Origin of the sequence: Pseudomonas sp. WS 5059 (assembly GCF_012985525.1) — a bacterium.
Classification (GTDB): Bacteria; Pseudomonadota; Gammaproteobacteria; order Pseudomonadales; family Pseudomonadaceae; genus Aquipseudomonas.
Genome location: NZ_JAAQWO010000012.1, coordinates 40876 through 59509, shown reverse-complemented (window position 1 = coordinate 59509; position 18634 = coordinate 40876). Strand labels below are relative to the sequence as shown.

Here is an 18634-nt window from a genome sequence, read left to right as displayed (position 1 = left end):
CCCAATACGAAAAGTCGTGTTTGCGACGGTGGGATTGACTCTTCGTCGCGCTCACCAGGAGGAGGGTGTATGGGAAACGTTTCATCAGGGTACGGTCCGCAAGGCGCACGGTTTGCATTCGATTCTTCAGTTGAACAGCGGCGTATCGATGATCCCTTGGCGGGAAGAGGGCAGGCAGGTTCAAGGCCTGTATTTGGCGCCCATGGCCCCAGGCCGCCGGGTATGAATTTTGTCTCGGGTAATCCCAGGGCTTCGAGCCAGCCTTTCAATTATGGCGCTTATCCATCCGGCGGTAATTCTGCCCTGGCTCACAACAATTTTTTTCCTTCCAATAGCGCGACGCCGGGGAGAAAAACCGCGGATATTTTTGGCGGTTTTTTCCAGAGTGAAAACGGCAACTGCGCCACTATTTCAGCCATCAAGGCCTCAATGCAGCGTTTTGGCCAGAAACCGACCGATATCTTCAAGGACGTGAAGAAAACCGCCATTGGCTACCATGTCACCATGCGGGATGGGAAAACCGTGGATTTGACCCGGCAGGAACTGCAACAGGCCACCCAGCACGCCGGGCTCAAAGGAAGTGATCCCGCGATGATCAAGGACGCCAGCTTTATATACGCCGTCAGTGCCAAGCGGGCGCAGAACGAAAACCACGAAGGATCAGGGCACAGCTATGCCAAGGCCTTGGACTCTCTTAAAAACGGTGAGTACACCAAGGATGTGTTTGTCCGGTTGGGCCTGAAGGATCATGTCAGGCAGGGGACTTTGCGCGACTTGCAAAGTGGCATGGTGGGTACGATAGACAAGGATGTGGGCGGTGCCGGTACCGCGCACTCGATGGCGGTAATTGGGGGAATGGAGGAGCGCTGGGGCAAAGTGGGACAGCGAGCCACAGCGGGCAAGATTTCCGATGGCAGGGGGCACGAATGGAAAGAGAACGTATTGGTTCTGACTTGATGGCACTCCTCCAGGCCACCTCCGCAGGAACCGGCAATCCGGCTCCTGCCGCTTTCTTTAAACGGCAATGCCCATTGCCGCTTTCCTGACGTTTCGCGGAAAAGCGTTGCCGCTTTTGCGCCATTGCCGCCGGCAATGCCTGCCTAACCCCTTGATTTATTGGGGTTGATAAACCTGGCATGGGGCTTGCTATAACCCTGTTACGAAAAGCAGGTCAGCCCCTAAAGGTTTCCGCCATGAGCATCAGCTTCGATAAAGCGCTCGGTATCCACGAACAAGCCCTGGGCTTCCGCGCCCAGCGTGCCGAAGTCCTGGCTAACAACATCGCCAACGCCGATACCCCGAACTACAAGGCTCGGGACCTGGACTTTGCCGCCGTGCTCGCCGCACAGAGCGACAAGACCAAGAACGGCTCCTTCGCCTTGAACATGACCAATAACCGTCATATCGAAGCCCAGGGCCTGAGCAGTGGCGATGAGTCGCTGATGTATCGCACGCCGATGCAGCCGTCGATCGACCAGAACACCGTCGATGCGCAGCTGGAGCAATCGAACTACGCCGAGAACTCGGTGAACTTCCAGGCCAGCTTCACCCTGCTCAACAGCAAATTCAAAGGGCTGATGTCAGCCCTGCGCGGAGAGTAAGCCATGTCTCTATCCAGTGTTTTCAATATTGCCGGTAGTGGCATGAGCGCCCAGACCACGCGTCTGAACACGGTCGCCAGTAACATTGCCAACGCCGAGACAGTGTCGTCGAGCATCGACCAGACCTACCGCGCCCGGCACCCGGTGTTCGCCACCATGTTTCAGGCCGGTCAGAACGGCGGCAGCGATTCGTTGTTCCAGAGCCAGGATGCTGCCGGCCAGGGCGTCCAGGTGCTGGGTGTGGTCGAAGACCAGAGCAACCTCGAGGCGCGCTACGAGCCCAATCATCCTGCCGCGAACGAAAAGGGCTACGTGTACTACCCCAACGTCAACGTGGTCGAGGAAATGGCTGACATGATTTCCGCCAGTCGCTCGTTCCAGACCAACGCGGAAATGATGAACACCGCCAAAGCCATGATGCAGAAGGTCCTGACCCTCGGTCAGTGATAAGGGGCGCTAAAGCATGTCTGTCACTAACGATGTGTCGAATCAGTCGACGATCCAGAGTCTGTTCGACTCCAAGGTCAAGGATGCCAAGTCCACCCAGGGCAACCTGGCCGACACGGCCAAGGCGGCCTCGGGCAACCAGTCCCTGGGCAAGGATGCGTTTCTGCAACTGCTGGTTACCCAGCTCAAGAACCAGAACCCGCTGTCGCCCCAGGACAACGGCGCGTTCGTCGCGCAACTGGCGCAGTTCAGCAGCCTGGAAGGCATCAACACCCTGAACGACTCGGTGAACACCATCACCGGCAACTACAAATCGTCGCAGGCGCTGCAAGCCTCGTCGCTGGTCGGGCGTTCGGTGATTATCGAAACCAACAAGGCCATGGTCGACACCAGCAAGAGCTTCACCGGCTCGGTCGCCGTGGGTTCGTCGGTGGGCAACGTCACCGTCAAGGTCACCGACAAGGACGGCAAGCTGGTCAAGACCATCGATCTGGGCGCCCAGAGCGCCGGCAAGTCGGACTTTATCTGGGACGGCAAGAACGAGGCGGGCGAGCAGCTGGATTCCGGCACCTACACCTTCGCGGCCAGCACCAAGAATGACGCTGGTGATTCGGTTGCCCTGAAAACCTCGCTGCCGGCCACGGTCACCAGCGTGACCTTGAGCCAGACTGGCGGCGAAATGCTGCTCAATCTTTCTGGCGGCATGGGCAGCATCAAGCTGTCGCAAATTCAGACTATCGGTACATAGAGCCGGCTAGATACGGCAAGAGGAGAGAAACATGTCTTTTAATATCGGCCTTAGCGGCCTCTATGCGGCCAACAAACAACTGGACGTGACCGGCAACAACATCGCCAACGTCGCGACCACTGGCTTCAAGTCGTCCCGCGCAGAGTTCGGCGACATTTATGCGGCGTCCCGCTTGGGCACTGGCAATAAAACCATCGGCACGGGCGTTAACCTGGCGGCGGTCTCCCAACAATTCACCCAGGGTGAAGTCAACGGCAGCGGTGGCGTGTTGGACATGGGTATCCAGGGCGGCGGCTTCTTCGTGCAGAAGGGCAGCGACGGCTCGCTGGAGTACACCCGTAATGGCTCGTTCCAGGCGAACAAGGACGGCTACATCACCAACAACACCGGCACCTCGCGCCTGCAGGGCTACGCTGCCGATGAAGATGGCAAAATCTCCAAGAGCGGCCTGACCGACCTGCGGATCAACCTGTCCAACTTGCCGCCCAAAGCGTCGACCAAGGTTGACTCCAGCAGCAACCTGAACTCCTCCAAGCCGGTGATCGACCAGACGACCAGCCCGTTTGACCCGACTGAAGCGAGCACGTTTACCGAGCAGTACGGCACCACGTTGTATGACACTCAAGGCAATGCCCATGAGATGGTGCAGTACATGGTGAAAACCGGCTCCAATACCTGGAAGTCCTACACCCTGATCGACGGACGCAATCCTGACGGTACGCCGGTCAAGGGCACAGGTGCGGTTGCGCCGGTGGCCTCCACGGTGACATTTGATACATCAGGCACGCTCAAGGGGATCGTCACTCCGCCAAGCACCGTATCCAACACCACCCTGACCATCAGCAACTGGAAGCCGGGCGTCATGGACAATGGCGTGTGGAACCCTGACAACGGGGCTGCTGCCAACCCGGGCGGTATTGCGATCAACATGTCTGATATCACTCAGTACAACTCGGCCAGCTACCGCAACCCGCCGATCACTGATGGCTATGCCACCGGCGAAATCACCGGGCTGAAAATCGACGGCAGCGGTGTGCTGTTCGCCACCTTCAGCAACCAGCAGAGCAAGGCCATCGGCCAGATCTCCCTGGCCAGCTTCAATAATGAGCAAGGCCTACAGCCTGCAGGTGGCACCACCTGGAAAGAAACCTTCGCCTCGGGCCAGCCTGGCTACGATGCACCAGAAGCCGGGACCCTGGGCTCGATCGTGGCCAACTCCCTGGAGAACTCCAACGTCAACCTGACCAATGAGTTGGTGGACCTGATCAAGGCCCAGAGCAACTACCAGGCGAACGCCAAGACTATCTCCACCCAGAGCACCATCATGCAGACCATCATTCAGATGACCTGATGCGCTAGTGCTGCACAAGAAGCCCCTCCTAGGAGGGGCTTTTTTGTGGGCGTAGGAAAACCCAGCGCAGAGCATCAGGTAACGCGTTGAAATGCATGGGAAGGAACACTCCGCTCCTGCTTCGCCACTGATGGGGCCAGAGCCCTGTTGGCTCACCAATCTTGGGAGGGCGGAGCATGGAGAGTCTAGGGTGGTCTGCACCAGGTACGGGGCGCGTGATGTTCACACCGGCTGCGGCACCGACGGTGTTGCCTGCCGTTGGGCCTGCTGGCGAAGCGTCGACGGTCAAGACGTTGCTCAGCCAACTGTTCGATGCCGAGCAAGCCGGCAAGACCCAGACGGTGCAGGATCTGCGCGACAAGTTGAATGATCTGCGCCAGAAAATGGGTGACGAAAAATTCAAGGAGGCGCTAAACAAGCTGGGCGAGAGCGCGGATAGCAAGTTTCTCGAGTTTCTCAAGCGGATGCTGGACGAATGGTTTCCCAGTGATGACGTAGCGCCACCCAGCCCGCCATCGCCAAGAGGTGGCGGTGGCGGCGGTGGCGGCGGCGGTAGAGTGAACCCTGCGGGGTTTGGCCCTGCCGAAAAAATGTCCGATAAGCCTTATACCAACGGGAGGAATTATTTCAACTACAAGCCTGATAACAGCAACCCCGGGCAAAAGCCGGGAACCGGTAAAGAATCGGGCAATATCTGGAGTGGTTTCAAGCAAGGGCCTGACGGCAATTGTGTGACGGTTTCCGCAATAAAGGCCGCCATGATGCGGTATGGCAAGGAGCCTACGGATGTGTTCAAGGAGGTTAAAGGGGCGGGCGATGGCTATGACGTGACGATGCGCGATGGATACAAGGTTCATTTTTCCAAGGAAGAATTCAAGGAGGCCGCAAAGGAGGCCCGATTCGAGGGCGATGATCCTTCGATGATAACGTCCGCCAACTTCATATTTGCCGCGAGCGCCAAGCGGGCCCAGATGGAAAACAACGATGGTAAGGCTGCGCGCAGTTTCAAGGATGCCATCAAGACCCTTAACGATGGAGAGTATTCGCGAGAGGGGTTGGACCGCATAGGGCTCAAGGGGCTTTACAGGCAGGCGACCGATGCCGACTTGAGGAACAGCAAGGTCGGGACGGTGGAGTACGGCGGCCATTCGATGGCGGTGATTAACGGCCGCATTGAGCTGTGGGGGCAGCGAGGCGGTGTGCCTGCATCGGGTATAGCCACCGTGTTGATCTAGTCTCGTACGAGGATTTTTCCGGGCAAAAGAAAGCCCCCGATACACTTTGGGTGTGTCGGGGGCTTTTCAGCCTTGGAGGGTTAGCCCCAGGGCGGGCTCAGCTTATTGGCAAGCTTCGCAATCCGGCTCGTCAATCGCACAGGCCTTTGGCACTGGCGCCGGACCGGCTGGAGCAGCCAGCACCGAATCATCACCGTGGTTGCCGCTGGATACAGCGTTCAGCTTGCCGGTGTTGATGGTCGACTTCTCGGTGCTGGTCGCGGCCAGGGCACGGAGGTAGTAGGTGGTTTTCAGGCCACGGTACCAAGCCATGCGGTAGGTCACGTCGAGCTTCTTGCCCGAAGCGCCGGCGATGTACAGGTTCAGGGACTGGGCCTGGTCGATCCACTTCTGACGACGGCTGGCGGCGTCAACGATCCACTTGGTGTCCACTTCGAAGGCCGTCGCGTAGAGCTCCTTGAGTTCTTGCGGGATGCGCTCGATCTGCTGCACCGAACCGTCGTAGTACTTCAGGTCGTTGATCATGACCGAGTCCCACAGGCCGCGGGCTTTCAGGTCGCGGACCAGGTACGGGTTGATCACGGTGAATTCGCCCGACAGGTTCGATTTCACATACAGGTTCTGGTAGGTCGGTTCGATCGACTGCGATACGCCAGTGATGTTGGCGATGGTTGCGGTCGGTGCGATGGCCATGATGTTGGAGTTACGAATACCTTTCTGCACACGGGCACGTACCGGCGCCCAGTCCAGGGATTCGTTGAGGTCAACGTCGATGTACTTCTGGCCACGCTGCTCGATCAGGATCTGTTGCGAGTCCAGCGGCAGGATGCCCTTGGACCACAGCGAACCCTGGAACGTCTCGTAGGCGCCGCGTTCGTCGGCCAGGTCGCAGGAAGCCTGGATCGCGTAGTAGCTGACCGCTTCCATGGACTTGTCGGCGAATTCGACCGCAGCGTCCGAACCGTAGGGAATGTGCTGCAGGTACAAAGCATCCTGGAAGCCCATGATCCCCAGGCCGACCGGACGGTGCTTGAAGTTGGAATTCTGCGCCTGTGGCACCGAGTAGTAGTTGATGTCGATAACGTTATCGAGCATGCGTACGGCGGTGTTGACGGTGCGTTCCAGCTTGGCGGTGTCCAGCTTGCCGCCCACGATGTGGTTCGGCAGGTTGATCGAGCCCAGGTTGCAAACGGCGATCTCGTCCTTGTTGGTGTTCAAGGTGATCTCGGTGCACAGGTTCGAGCTGTGGACCACGCCCACGTGCTGCTGTGGGCTGCGCAGGTTGCACGGGTCTTTGAAGGTCAACCATGGGTGGCCGGTTTCGAACAGCATCGACAGCATCTTGCGCCACAGGTCTTTGGCCTGGATGGTCTTGAACAGCTTGATCTTGCCTGGGTACTGGGACAGGGCTTCGTAGTACTCGTAGCGCTCTTCGAAGGCCTTGCCGGTCAGGTCGTGCAGGTCTGGTACTTCGGACGGCGAGAACAGGGTCCACGGGCCGTCATCGAAGACGCGCTTCATGAACAGGTCAGGGATCCAGTTGGCGGTGTTCATGTCGTGGGTACGACGACGATCATCACCGGTGTTCTTGCGCAGCTCGATGAACTCTTCAATGTCCATGTGCCAGGTTTCCAGGTACGCACACACTGCGCCTTTGCGCTTGCCGCCCTGGTTTACCGCGACGGCGGTGTCGTTCACTACCTTGAGGAACGGCACGACGCCCTGGGACTTGCCGTTGGTGCCCTTGATGTACGAACCCAGTGCACGCACCGGAGTCCAGTCATTGCCCAGGCCGCCGGCGAATTTGGACAGCATGGCGTTGTCGTGGATCGCGTGGTAGATGCCCGACAGGTCATCCGGCACGGTAGTCAGGTAGCAGCTCGACAGCTGTGGACGCAGGGTGCCGGCGTTGAACAGGGTCGGGGTCGACGACATGTAGTCGAAGGACGACAACAGGTTGTAGAACTCGATGGCACGGTCTTCTTTGTTCTTCTCTTCGATCGCCAGGCCCATGGCCACGCGCATGAAGAACACCTGCGGCAGTTCGAAGCGGATCCCGTCCTTGTGGATGAAGTAACGGTCGTACAGGGTTTGCAGGCCCAGGTAGGTGAACTGTTGGTCACGCTCGTGGTTGATGGCCTTGCCGAGTTTTTCCAGGTCGAAGGTGGCCAGGATCGGGTTCAGCAATTCGAACTCGATACCCTTGGCGATGTAGGCAGGCAGGGCCTTGGCATACAGGTCGGCCATTTCGTGGTGGGTAGCGCTCTCGGCGACTTTCAGGAAACCCAGGCCTTCGGCACGCAGGGTGTCCATCAACAGGCGGGCGGTGACGAACGAGTAGTTCGGCTCACGCTCAACCAGGGTACGGGCGGTCATCACCAGGGCGGTGTTGACGTCGGTCAGGGCCACGCCATCGTACAGGTTCTTCAGGGTTTCACGCTGGATCAGGTCGCCGTCGACTTCTTCCAGGCCTTCGCAGGCTTCGGTGATGATGGTGTTCAGGCGGCCCAGGTCCAGGGGCGCGAACGAACCATCAGCCAGGGTGATGCGGATCGACGGGTGAGCTTGCACGGCTTCGGCGGACGGTGCGTGTACGGCACGTTCCTTGGCACGCGAATCACGGTAGATCACGTAGTCGCGGGCCACTTTCTGCTCGCCGGCACGCATCAGGGCCAGTTCGACCTGGTCCTGGATTTCTTCGATGTGAATGGTGCCGCCCGAGGGCATGCGACGCTTGAAGGTCGCGGTGACTTGTTCGGTCAGGCGGGCAACGGTGTCGTGGATACGCGACGAAGCGGCAGCGGTGCCGCCTTCAACTGCAAGAAACGCTTTGGTGATGGCGACGGTGATTTTGTCATCGGTGTAAGGAACGACAGTGCCGTTACGCTTGATCACGCGCAATTGGCCGGGCGCGGTGGCGGACAGATCCATATTCGAATCAGCGCCCTGCGGCACGGAGCCTTGCGGGTTCTCGCGAGTTGTGTCGGTTTGCATGGGGGGTTGTCTCCACATTCTATATTTATTTGGGCACCATCACGGTGCCCACCGTTCCGTCCTGAAGCACTTACAACAGGCCTTGGCCTGGCATAACAACCTCGGGACAGGAGGAAGGGAGCTGTTCGCGCCGCTTCCATGCCGAAGTCTTCGGCGCCGAGCCTTGGGCTCTTTGCCGTATTCCTGAGTGGGTGTGGTTTGTATTGCAACACCCGTACCGCTTTCTCCCCTTCGGGCTTGAAAACAGCAGCCATCCGCGTGCGCGGTTTGGGCTTTCGAAAAAGGTTTAAGTTCCACCAAACAGGAGCAAGAAAGCACTTGAGTTTCTTGTCTGATTTGTGTTTGGTCTTTTCGCTTGAAACCCTACATGTAGGGTTTTTTTGGCAACGAGGTACAAGATAATGCGTTTTGGGGGGCTTAGCAACGCACTACCTGTGGATAACGCTGTGGGTAAAATGTGTATGAAAGGTAGAACCACCGTGTAGGCCGCAGTACTGCTGCATCGCACCGTTTGTCACCGAATATTCCAAGCTGAAAACACCCGGTTGGATTTTTGCGGGCGCGAACCCTATCACAAAAAAACGCGATCACCGAATGCATTTCCTGGCTTGTGTTTGAGGGTTGGGCCATGGCTACAATCGGCCTTTTATTCCTACACGGTTATGCCCTTTGTGCATGACAAATTAGGTATGGCTGGCGAAGATCCAAATGTGGGAGTGGGCTTGCCCGCGATAGCAGTGTGTCAGGCAACATATCTACTACTGATCCACCGTTGTCGCGGGCAAGCCCACTCCCACATTTGGACCTGCGCAGTCCGGACAAATCCCTTATAAAAACGAGGACCACCCGTGGAGCAAGAAGCCTGGCAGGTACTGATTGTCGAGGATGACCAGCGTCTGGCTGAGTTGACCCGTGACTACCTGGAAAGCAACGGCCTGCGGGTCGCCATAGAGGGCAACGGCGCCCTGGCGGTGGCGCGGATCATTGCCGAGCAGCCGGACCTGGTGATCCTCGACCTGATGCTGCCCGGCGAAGACGGCCTGAGCATCTGCCGCAAGGTGCGCGAGCGCTACGACGGGGTGATCCTGATGCTCACCGCGCGTACCGACGACATGGACCAGGTCCTGGGCCTGGACATGGGCGCCGATGACTATGTATGCAAACCCGTGCGCCCGCGCCTGCTGCTGGCGCGGATCCAGGCCTTGCTGCGGCGCAGCGAAAGCGCCGAGCCCGCCGCCGCGGAGAAACAGCGGCGCCTGCAATTCGGCCCGTTGGTGGTGGACAACGCCTTGCGCGAAGCCTGGCTGCACGACGGCGGTATCGAGCTGACCAGCGCCGAATTCGACCTGTTGTGGCTATTGGTGGCCAATGCCGGGCGCATCCTGTCCCGGGAAGAGATCTTCACCGCCCTGCGCGGGATCGGCTACGACGGCCAGGACCGCTCCATTGACGTACGCATCTCGCGGATCCGTCCGAAAATCGGCGACGACCCGATCCACCCGCGCCTGATCAAGACCATTCGCAGCAAAGGCTACCTGTTCGTCCCCGAAGCTTGCGCCGATATGCTGTCGTGAACTCGATCTTCCTGCGCATCTATGGCGGCATGTGTGCGGCGCTGATCCTGGTGGCCCTGCTCGGCGTCCTGGCCCTGCATCTGCTCAATGAGGTGCGCAGCGGCCAGTACCGCGAGCGCCTGGCCCACGGCACGTTTGCCCTGATGGGCGACAACCTGCAACCCATGAGCAGCATCGAGCGCCAGCGCGCCCTGGCGGTGTGGGAGCGTTTGTTGGGGATTCCCTTGCAATTGCAGGCGGTGGCGGATGCCCGCCTGGACCTGAGCCAGCGCAATCGCCTGCAGCGTGGCCAGGTCCTGGTGGAGCAGACCGGGCCCCATGCGGCCCGGGTGTTGCGCCTGGTCAGTGAAAAAGAGCAACTGCTGCTCACCGGCGAAGTGCAGCAGATCAGCGAGCAACTGGCCCGGGCCACCATTTATTTGCTGGCCGACGAACTCGTGCGGTTTCCGGTGGCCGAGCAGCCGCAACGGTTGGCAGACCTGAAGGAGGCCAAGGGTTTCGGCTTTGAAATGCACCTGCTGAAACTGAACGAAGCCGACATGGACGAGGACCAGCGGCGGCGCGTGGCTGAAGGCGACACGGTGATGGCCCTGGGCAAGGGCGGCGACTCGATCCGCGTATTTGCCGGCATGGTCGGCACGCCGTGGGTCCTGGAAATCGGTCCGCTGTACCAGATGAACCCTTACCCGGCGCAATGGCTGGTGCTGATCGCTTTGATCGGCCTGACCCTGATCGGCCTGATCGTGTATTTGCTGGTGCGCCAGCTGGAACGCCGCCTGCGCGGGCTGGAAGCGGCCGCCACGCGCATCGCCAAAGGCAACCTGGAAGCCCGGGTGCCGGCGCGCGGTGCCGACTCGGTAGGGCGCCTGGCATCGGCCTTCAACGGCATGGCCGAGCACTTGCAGCGCCTGCTGGCGATCCAGCGCGAACTGGTGCGCGCGGTGTCCCACGAACTGCGCACGCCGGTGGCGCGCCTGCGTTTTGGCCTGGAGATGATCGGCGAAGCCGCCACCCCCGAAGCCCGGCGTAAATATATGGAAGGCATGGACAGCGATATCCAGGACCTCGACGGCCTGGTGGACGAGATGCTGACCTATGCCCGCCTGGAGCAGGGGTCGCCGGCCTTGAGTTTCCAGCGGGTCGACCTGAGTGCCTTGCTCGACCAGGTGATCGGCGAGTTGGCGCCCCTGCGGCCGGGGATCGACGTGGCGCGGGGGGTGTGCCTGTCATCGGCGCACCTGGACGGGGCCTGGGTCGATGCCGAGCCGCGCTATCTGCACCGCGCCCTGCAAAACCTGGTGAGCAATGCCATGCGCCATGCCCAGTCGCGGGTGCTGATCAGCTACCAGGTGGGCCAGGTGCGTTGCCGTATCGATGTCGAAGACGATGGCCCAGGGGTTCCGGAAAGTGCCTGGGAGCGGATCTTTACCCCCTTCCTGCGCCTGGATGACAGCCGCACCCGGGCCTCGGGCGGGCATGGCCTGGGCTTGTCGATTGTGCGGCGGATTATCTACTGGCACGGCGGGCGGGCGTTGATCAGCAAGAGCAACAATCTGGGGGGCGCGTGTTTCAGCCTGAGTTGGCCTCGGGATCAGGACAAACCTTGAGACCGACATCCCAGGCAAGCCCCACATTTTGATGGGTGAACACCGTCAAATGTGGGAGCGGGCTTGCCCGCGATAGCTATCTATCAGGCGCCGATAGCCACCACACTCAACAACTGCCCCTCATGCACCACAAACTGCGCCTCCAACTCCTTGCCATAACACCACTCACTGGACAACTCCGTCAGCAACCGCAGGCGCAGCGAGCCTGTATCAGACCACTCCAGCACCTCGGCATGCTCAAAATAGAAGCGCTTGTGCACAATCGGGTAGAGCGCCTTGAACAGGCTCTCCTTGGCCGAAAACGTCAGGGTCACGCACTGCGCAATCTGTTCCCGTGGCCCGGCGGCCATGCGTTGCATCTCATCGGCGGTCAGGATTTCCCCGGCCAGGCGCTCGGCCCGTTCCAGGGGCAGCAGGTTTTCCAGGTCCATGCCCAGCCCGCGCCATTGCGCCTTGTGCCCGACGATAGCCGCTGCATGCCCCGCGCTGTGGGTGATCGAGCCGCTGATATGAGCGGGCCAGACCGGCGCGCGGTCCTCACCGATGGCGGGGATGCAGTCCAAGCCATCGAGCCGTTGCAAGGCACTGCGGGCGCACAGCCGTCCGGCCAGAAACTCCGCCTGCCGCTTGGCCACCGAACGCTGGATACTGGCCGGTGGCGGCACGGCGCAGCGCTGGAAGTCACCGGCCTCGAGCAGTTTGGGTTCGAAACGGGTGCTCAGGAACACCGTGCCGGGCAAGGCGACGGGCAGCGGCCAATGATCATCAAGTGGGGTGCAGCAGGCGGGTATCAGGTTCATGGCGGCTATTCTGCACGGGGCGGCACACACCTGGGTAGCCCGCCGGTTCAGACTGTGTTCAGTTCAACGGCCGTAAACTGCACAAGCATACCTTCAGGGCCGCTATGATGTTTCCCTGCGGGACAGTGGATTGGCCTTGGAGAGCGTTATGAAATTGCTGGTTGTCGAAGATGAGGCGTTGTTGCGCCATCACCTGTTGACCCGTCTTGGCGACAGCGGCCACGTGGTCGAAGCCGTGGCCAACGCCGAAGAGGCGCTGTACCAGACCGGGCAATTCAATCACGACCTGGCGATCATCGACCTGGGCCTGCCCGGCATGGGCGGCCTGGACCTGATCCGCCAACTGCGGGCCCAGGCCAAGACCTTCCCGATCCTGATCCTGACCGCGCGTGGCAACTGGCAGGACAAGGTCGAAGGCTTGGCCGCCGGGGCCGACGACTATGTGGTCAAGCCCTTCCAGTTCGAGGAACTGGAGGCACGGATGAACGCACTGCTGCGCCGCTCCAGTGGTTTTACCCAATCGACCATCGTCGCCGGCCCGCTGCTGCTGGACCTCAACCGCAAGCAGGCGTCCCTCGACGAACAGCCCCTGGCGCTGACGGCCTATGAGTACCGGATCCTCGAATACCTGATGCGTCATCACCAGCAAGTGGTGGCCAAGGACCGGTTGATGGAACAACTCTATCCCGATGACGACGAGCGCGACCCGAACGTGATCGAGGTGCTGGTCGGCCGCCTGCGTCGCAAGCTCGAAGGCCCGGCCGGGTTCAAGCCCATCGATACCGTGCGCGGCCTGGGCTACCTGTTTAACGAGCGCTGCCGTTGATCCGTTCGCTCCGTGTGCGCCTGATGCTGGCGGCCACCACCCTGGCCGTGTTGTTCATGCTGGCGCTGTTGCCGGCGATGCAGGGCGCGTTCAGCCTGGCGTTGCAGGATTCCATCGAGCAACGCCTGGCGTCGGATGTGACCACACTGATCTCTGCCGCGCGGGTTGATAACAACCGCTTGCTGATGCCGGCGCAGTTGCCGGACGAGCGCTTCAACCTGACCGACAGCCGCCTGCTGGGCTACATCTATGACCGCGAAGGCCACCTGGTCTGGCGTTCGCGGGCGACCCGCGAAGAAAACATCAACTACCGCCCGCGCTACGACGGGCGCGGCAATGAGTTTGCGAAGATTCGCGAGGCCAACGGCCAGGAATTCTTCGTGTATGACGTCGAGGTCAAGCTACTGGGGGGCAAGAGCGCGGCGTTCAGTATCGTCGCCCTGCAACCGGTGCGCGAATACCAGGTGACCCTGGAAGGCCTGCGGGAAAACCTCTACCTGGGCTTCGGCGCCGCCTTGCTGGTGCTGTTGAGCCTGCTGTGGATCGGCCTGACCTGGGGCTTGCAGGCCTTGCGCCGGCTGAGTCAGGAGTTGGATGAAATCGAAGGCGGCACCCGCGAAAGCCTCAGTGAGCAACACCCACGGGAGCTGCTGCGCCTGACCGGCTCCCTCAACCGCTTGCTGCACAGCGAGCGCGAGCAGCGCACCCGTTACCGTGACTCCTTGGACGACCTGGCCCACAGCCTGAAAACCCCGCTGGCGGTGTTGCAGGGCGTGAGTGAAGACATGGCCCAGCGCCCCCAGGACCTTGAGCAGGCGAGGGTCCTGCAGTCGCAGATCGAGCGCATGAGCCAGCAGATCAGCTACCAGTTGCAGCGCGCCAGCCTGCGCAAAAGCGGCCTGGTGCGCCACCAGGTGCGCTTGCGGCCGGTGCTGCAAAGCCTGTGTGACACCCTGGACAAGGTCTACCGCGACAAACGCGTGCGGGTGTCTTTCGCGTTGCCGGAGCAATGCGACGTGCCCATCGAGCAGGGCGCCTTGCTGGAATTGCTCGGCAACCTGCTGGAAAACGCCTACCGCCTGTGCCTGAGCGAAGTGCGCGTGACCCTGGATGAAGGTGCCGATGGCGTGCGCTTGTGCATCGAAGACGACGGCCCCGGCGTGCCCCCCGACCAGCGTGCGCGGATCCTGCAGCGCGGCGAGCGCCTGGATCGCCAGCATCCGGGGCAGGGGATCGGGTTGGCGGTGGTCAAGGATATTATTGAGAGCTACGGCGCGCGGTTGACCCTGGGGGATTCGCCTTTAGGAGGCGCGGCGTTCAGGATTCATTTTCCGGCGCTGTGATCTTTGTTGATTCGCCGGCCCTATCGCAGGCAAGCCAGCTCCCACATTTTGATGTGTGAACACAATTAAATGTGGGAGCTGGCTTGCCTGCGATAGGGCCCGACCTCAACTCTCCTGCGCCCGATAAGCCCCCGGCGTCACCCCCGTCCACTTCTTGAACGCCCGATGAAACGCCGACGGCTCGGAAAACCCCAACTGCTCGGCAATCTCCTGCAACGACAGATCCGCCCGCCCCAGATGAAAAATCGCAATATCGCGGCGCAATTCGTCCTTGAGTGCCTGGAAGCTGGTGCCTTCGTCACGCAAATGCCGGCGCAGGGTCTGGGGGCTGATGTGCAGGTGCTGCGCCACGGCCTCCAGGTCTGGCCAGGGCGTGCGGTCGCGGCTCAGCAGGCGGCGTAACTGGCTGCGCAGGCTGTCGCCTTCGTCTGGCCGGGACAGCAGGTCGGCGGGTGAGCGTTCGAGGAAGAGCTTGAGGGTGCGCTCATCCTGTAGCAGAGGCAGGTTCAGGTAGCGGCAGTGGAACAGCAGGCTGCTGCTGGACGCGCTGAACACCAGAGGGCAGGGGAACAGCAGGTCGTATTCGCTGGCATGGGCCGGCATCGGGTAGCTGAAGGTTGCCTGCTCCAGGCGGATACGCTGGCCAATCAGCCAACTGCCGAGGCGATGCCAGATCACCAGCAGGCTTTCGCTCAAGAAATGATCCGGGTCCCACAGTTGCGAGTCATCCAGGCTCAGGCGCGCCATGTCGCCTTCACGGCTCAGGCGCCAGCGTGGCCCCTGGGGGAACAGGCTGTAGAACAGCAGCCCGCGCTCCAGGGCCTTCTCCAGGGTGCGGCAGTGAATCAGTGCGTGGCACATCATGGCAAAGGTGCCGCGCTTGCTCGGCCCATCGGCGAAGCCCAGGTATTCGTCATCCAGGGCCAGCCACAACCGCTGCAACAGTTGCGTGAACTGCTCCGGCGCGATGCGCGCGCGGGGTTCTGCCAGCAGTTCCGGGGTAATCCCCAGTTGCTGCAACAGCGTCGAGCAGTCGTAGCCGGCCCGGCGCGCGCCGCCCAGGGCGGCGCGGGCGTAATGACTGGCGATGGTGCGTTCGCGCATGCAGGGGCCTCGTCCATTGAGTGGCCGATGGTAGCCATCGTGCTGTGGGTGGACAAGGCGGATATCCGCCAAATTGTAGGACGAGATCGGATCGCTGGGCGGATATCCGCCACCTGTCGTCATCTGCAAAACCACCGCTGATAGCCATCAACCCCCATGTTTTGCGGGCTCCAGGGCTTTTGAGGAAAGTGGCACGCCGTTTGCGATAGGGATTACAGATCTGCCAGCCAGCAGCTCGCCAAAACAAATCCCTCCAGTGCAGGAGGGTTCGCAATTCAAGTGTCGTGGGCAATGGCGGATATTTGCCCCACGGGACTCTTGAGGAAACTTTGCAATGACGACTCGTCAGCCGTTCTACAAAACCCTGTATTTCCAGGTAATCGTTGCCATCGTTATCGGTATCCTGCTCGGTCACTTCTACCCGCAGACCGGTGTGGCCCTCAAGCCATTGGGTGACGGCTTTATCAAGCTGATCAAAATGGTCATCGCCCCGATCATCTTCTGTACCGTGGTTAGCGGCATCGCCGGCATGCAGAACATGAAGTCGGTGGGCAAGACCGGCGGCTACGCGCTGCTGTACTTCGAAATCGTCTCCACCATCGCCCTGCTGATCGGCCTGGTCGTGGTCAACGTGGTGCAGCCAGGCGCTGGCATGCACATCGACGTTGCGACCCTGGACGCTTCGAAAGTCGCGGCCTATGTCACTGCCGGTAAAGACCAGAGCATCGTCGGCTTTATCCTCAACGTGATCCCCAACACCATCGTCGGCGCCTTCGCCAACGGCGATATCCTGCAAGTGCTGATGTTCTCGGTGATCTTCGGTTTCGCCCTGCACCGCCTGGGTGCCTACGGCAAGCCGGTGCTGGACTTCATCGATCGCTTCGCCCACGTGATGTTCAACATCATCAACATGATCATGAAGCTTGCGCCAATCGGTGCCCTGGGCGCCATGGCGTTCACCATCGGTGCCTACGGTGTCGGCTCGCTGGTGCAACTGGGCCAGTTGATGATCTGCTTCTACATCACCTGCGTGCTGTTCGTGCTGGTGGTCCTGGGTGGCATCTGCCGCGCCCACGGCTTCAGCGTCCTGAAGCTGGTGCGCTACATCCGTGAAGAGCTGCTGATCGTCCTCGGTACTTCCTCCTCCGAATCCGCACTGCCGCGCATGCTGATCAAGATGGAACGCCTGGGTGCCAAGAAGTCGGTTGTAGGCCTGGTGATCCCGACGGGCTACTCCTTCAACCTCGACGGTACTTCGATCTACCTGACCATGGCTGCCGTGTTCATCGCCCAGGCGACTGACACCCACATGGACATCACCCACCAGATCACCCTGCTGCTGGTGCTGTTGCTGTCCTCCAAAGGCGCTGCGGGCGTGACCGGTAGTGGCTTTATCGTCCTGGCCGCAACCCTGTCGGCGGTTGGCCACCTGCCGGTTGCCGGCCTGGCGCTGATCCTCGGTATCGACCGCTTCATGTCCGAGGCCCGTGCCCTGACCAACCTGGTCGGTAACGCCGTGGCGACCATCGTCGTCGCCAAGTGGGTCAAGGAACTGGACACCGACAAGCTGCAAAGCGAGCTGGATTCCGGCGGTACCGGTATCTCCGAAACCCGCGAACTGGATGACCTGGGCGTGGCCGAAGGCCCGGCACCAGCGATCAAGTAAACGCTGGCGCAGTCCTGAAAAACCCATCTTCGGATGGGTTTTTTTATGGGCGCACGAGCACAACGGTCACTGTCGATGATGCTTACGGTAATTGCCGCTGTTGCCCAAGGCTGACTACTCTGTGCCCCATCGAACTGGAATCGGAGCTCCCATGTCAGGCCCCTTGGCGTCCCTTAAAGTGCTGGATTTCTCGACCTTGCTGCCGGGGCCTTTTGCCTCGCTGCTGTTGGCGGACATGGGCGCCGAGGTGCTGCGCATCGAATCCCCCACGCGCATGGACCTGCTGCGGGTGTTGCCGCCCCACGACCGTGGCGTGTCGGCCAGTCATGCCTACCTCAACCGCAACAAGCGCAGCCTGGCCCTGGACCTCAAGCAGCCCGAGGCGCTGGAGATCGTGCGGCAATTGGTGGCGGAGTACGACATTGTGCTGGAGCAGTTCCGCCCCGGAGTCATGGAACGCCTGGGCTTGGGGTATGAGGCGTTGAAGGCGCTCAACCCGAAGCTGATCTATGTGTCCATCACCGGCTATGGTCAGACCGGCCCCTACAAGGGCCGCGCCGGCCATGACATCAACTACCTGGCCCTGTCTGGCGTCGCCAGCTACACCGGGCGCCAGGACAGCGGCCCAGTGCCCCTGGGCGTGCAATTGGCGGATGTGGGCGGCGGCTCGTTGCATGCCGTGGTCGGCCTGCTGGCGGCGGTGATTGCGCGCCAGCACAGCGGGCTGGGCCAGTACCTGGACGTGAGCATGACCGACTGCGCCTTCAGCCTCAACGGCATGGCCGGCGCGGCCTACCTGGCCTGTGGCGTGGAGCCTGGGCGCGAAGACCAGATACTCAATGGCGGCAGCTTCTACGATTACTACCGCTCGCGGGACGGGCGCTGGCTGTCGGTGGGTAGCCTGGAGCCGGGGTTTATGCAGCAACTGTGTGGCGCGCTGGGGCGCCCGGAATTGGCGGCCCAGGGCCTGTCACCCAAGCCCGAGCAGCAGAAGGCGCTCAAGCAGGCATTGCAGATTGAGTTTGAGCGACACAGTTTTGAGGAACTGTGTGCATTGTTTGCCGGGGTCGATGCTTGCGTGGAGCCGGTGCTCAGCCTTGGCGAAGCCCTGGAGCATCCGCAGTTGCAGGCTCGGGCACTGGTGAGCCAAGTGCCCCGCGGGGATGGCTCGTTCCAGGCGCAGATGGCGTGCCCGCTGAAGTTTTCCGAGGGCGTGCCGCAGCCGAGGCATATTGGCGCTGCGGTGGGGGCGCACAGTGATCAGGTGCTGGGGGAATTGGGTTTGAGCACTCAGCGGATCGCCGAGCTGCGGGGTGCCAGGGTGGTGGGGTAGTGGCT

The 18634-nt window shown here is 61.0% G+C and carries 15 protein-coding genes; 12 read left to right on the top strand and 3 right to left on the bottom strand.

All coding sequences use genetic code 11. From position 1 onward, the window contains the following. Positions 1-69 precede the first annotated feature (69 nt). From HBO12_RS27110 to HBO12_RS27085, 6 genes are all read left to right on the top strand, one after another. Positions 70-957, top strand: a complete 888-nt coding sequence (locus HBO12_RS27110; protein WP_170043772.1) for a hypothetical protein — start codon at positions 70-72, stop codon at positions 955-957. Between the two features lie 236 nt (positions 958-1193). Further along, a complete protein-coding gene (gene flgB, locus HBO12_RS27105) occupies positions 1194-1601 on the top strand; it encodes a flagellar basal body rod protein FlgB (RefSeq protein ID WP_057439685.1) in 408 nt (135 codons plus the stop codon). A 3-nt stretch (positions 1602-1604) separates the two neighbouring features. After that, on the top strand, positions 1605-2048 hold the full coding sequence (flgC, locus tag HBO12_RS27100; protein ID WP_169955178.1) for a flagellar basal body rod protein FlgC: 444 nt from the start codon (positions 1605-1607) through the stop codon (positions 2046-2048). A gap of 16 nt (positions 2049-2064) precedes the next feature. After that, positions 2065-2796 (top strand): flagellar hook assembly protein FlgD, encoded by a 732-nt coding sequence (gene flgD / locus HBO12_RS27095; RefSeq protein WP_169955179.1) that lies wholly within the window; start codon positions 2065-2067, stop codon positions 2794-2796. A gap of 31 nt (positions 2797-2827) precedes the next feature. Beyond that, the gene (flgE, locus tag HBO12_RS27090) at positions 2828-4147 is read left to right on the top strand and encodes a flagellar hook protein FlgE (protein ID WP_169955180.1); all 1320 of its coding nucleotides are present in this window, start codon (positions 2828-2830) and stop codon (positions 4145-4147) included. A 218-nt stretch (positions 4148-4365) separates the two neighbouring features. After that, entirely contained in the window at positions 4366-5382 is a 1017-nt protein-coding gene (locus HBO12_RS27085; RefSeq protein WP_170043771.1) for a hypothetical protein, read from the top strand. 102 nt (positions 5383-5484) lie between these two features. On the opposite strand, the gene HBO12_RS27080 is transcribed toward HBO12_RS27085, so the two are convergent. Then, entirely contained in the window at positions 5485-8376 is a 2892-nt protein-coding gene (locus HBO12_RS27080) for a ribonucleoside-diphosphate reductase subunit alpha (RefSeq protein WP_170043770.1), read from the bottom strand. An 848-nt stretch (positions 8377-9224) separates the two neighbouring features. Between HBO12_RS27080 and HBO12_RS27075 the strand changes: the two genes are divergently transcribed. Together HBO12_RS27075 and HBO12_RS27070 are read left to right on the top strand one after the other, a co-directional pair. Then, positions 9225-9950 (top strand): response regulator, encoded by a 726-nt coding sequence (locus tag HBO12_RS27075; RefSeq protein WP_169955182.1) that lies wholly within the window; start codon positions 9225-9227, stop codon positions 9948-9950. Then, the gene (locus tag HBO12_RS27070; RefSeq protein ID WP_169955183.1) at positions 9947-11557 is read left to right on the top strand and encodes an ATP-binding protein; all 1611 of its coding nucleotides are present in this window, start codon (positions 9947-9949) and stop codon (positions 11555-11557) included. Before HBO12_RS27075 ends, HBO12_RS27070 begins: the two co-directional genes overlap by 4 nt. Positions 11558-11640: 83 nt before the next feature. Here HBO12_RS27070 and HBO12_RS27065 read toward each other — a convergent pair whose 3' ends face one another. Then, on the bottom strand, positions 11641-12357 hold the full coding sequence (locus HBO12_RS27065; RefSeq protein WP_170043769.1) for a 4'-phosphopantetheinyl transferase family protein: 717 nt from the start codon (positions 12355-12357) through the stop codon (positions 11641-11643). 148 nt (positions 12358-12505) lie between these two features. Here HBO12_RS27065 and HBO12_RS27060 point away from each other — a divergent pair, with 148 nt between their 5' ends. Beyond that, complete coding sequence (locus tag HBO12_RS27060) at positions 12506-13183, top strand: response regulator transcription factor (RefSeq protein ID WP_169955185.1); 678 nt, start codon at positions 12506-12508, stop codon at positions 13181-13183. After that, positions 13180-14526, top strand: coding sequence for an ATP-binding protein (locus tag HBO12_RS27055; protein ID WP_170043768.1), 1347 nt, complete (start codon positions 13180-13182; stop codon positions 14524-14526). The genes HBO12_RS27060 and HBO12_RS27055 overlap by 4 nt, the downstream gene beginning before the upstream one ends. Positions 14527-14631: 105 nt before the next feature. On the opposite strand, the gene HBO12_RS27050 is transcribed toward HBO12_RS27055, so the two are convergent. After that, positions 14632-15630 (bottom strand): AraC family transcriptional regulator, encoded by a 999-nt coding sequence (locus tag HBO12_RS27050; protein ID WP_170043767.1) that lies wholly within the window; start codon positions 15628-15630, stop codon positions 14632-14634. A 334-nt stretch (positions 15631-15964) separates the two neighbouring features. Here HBO12_RS27050 and HBO12_RS27045 point away from each other — a divergent pair, with 334 nt between their 5' ends. Further along, a complete protein-coding gene (locus HBO12_RS27045) occupies positions 15965-17296 on the top strand; it encodes a dicarboxylate/amino acid:cation symporter (protein WP_169955188.1) in 1332 nt (443 codons plus the stop codon). 151 nt (positions 17297-17447) lie between these two features. After that, positions 17448-18629 carry a CaiB/BaiF CoA transferase family protein gene (locus HBO12_RS27040; RefSeq protein ID WP_170043766.1) on the top strand — a complete coding sequence of 394 codons (1182 nt, stop codon included), beginning with the start codon at positions 17448-17450 and terminating at the stop codon, positions 18627-18629. The last annotated feature ends 5 nt before the right edge of the window (positions 18630-18634 follow it).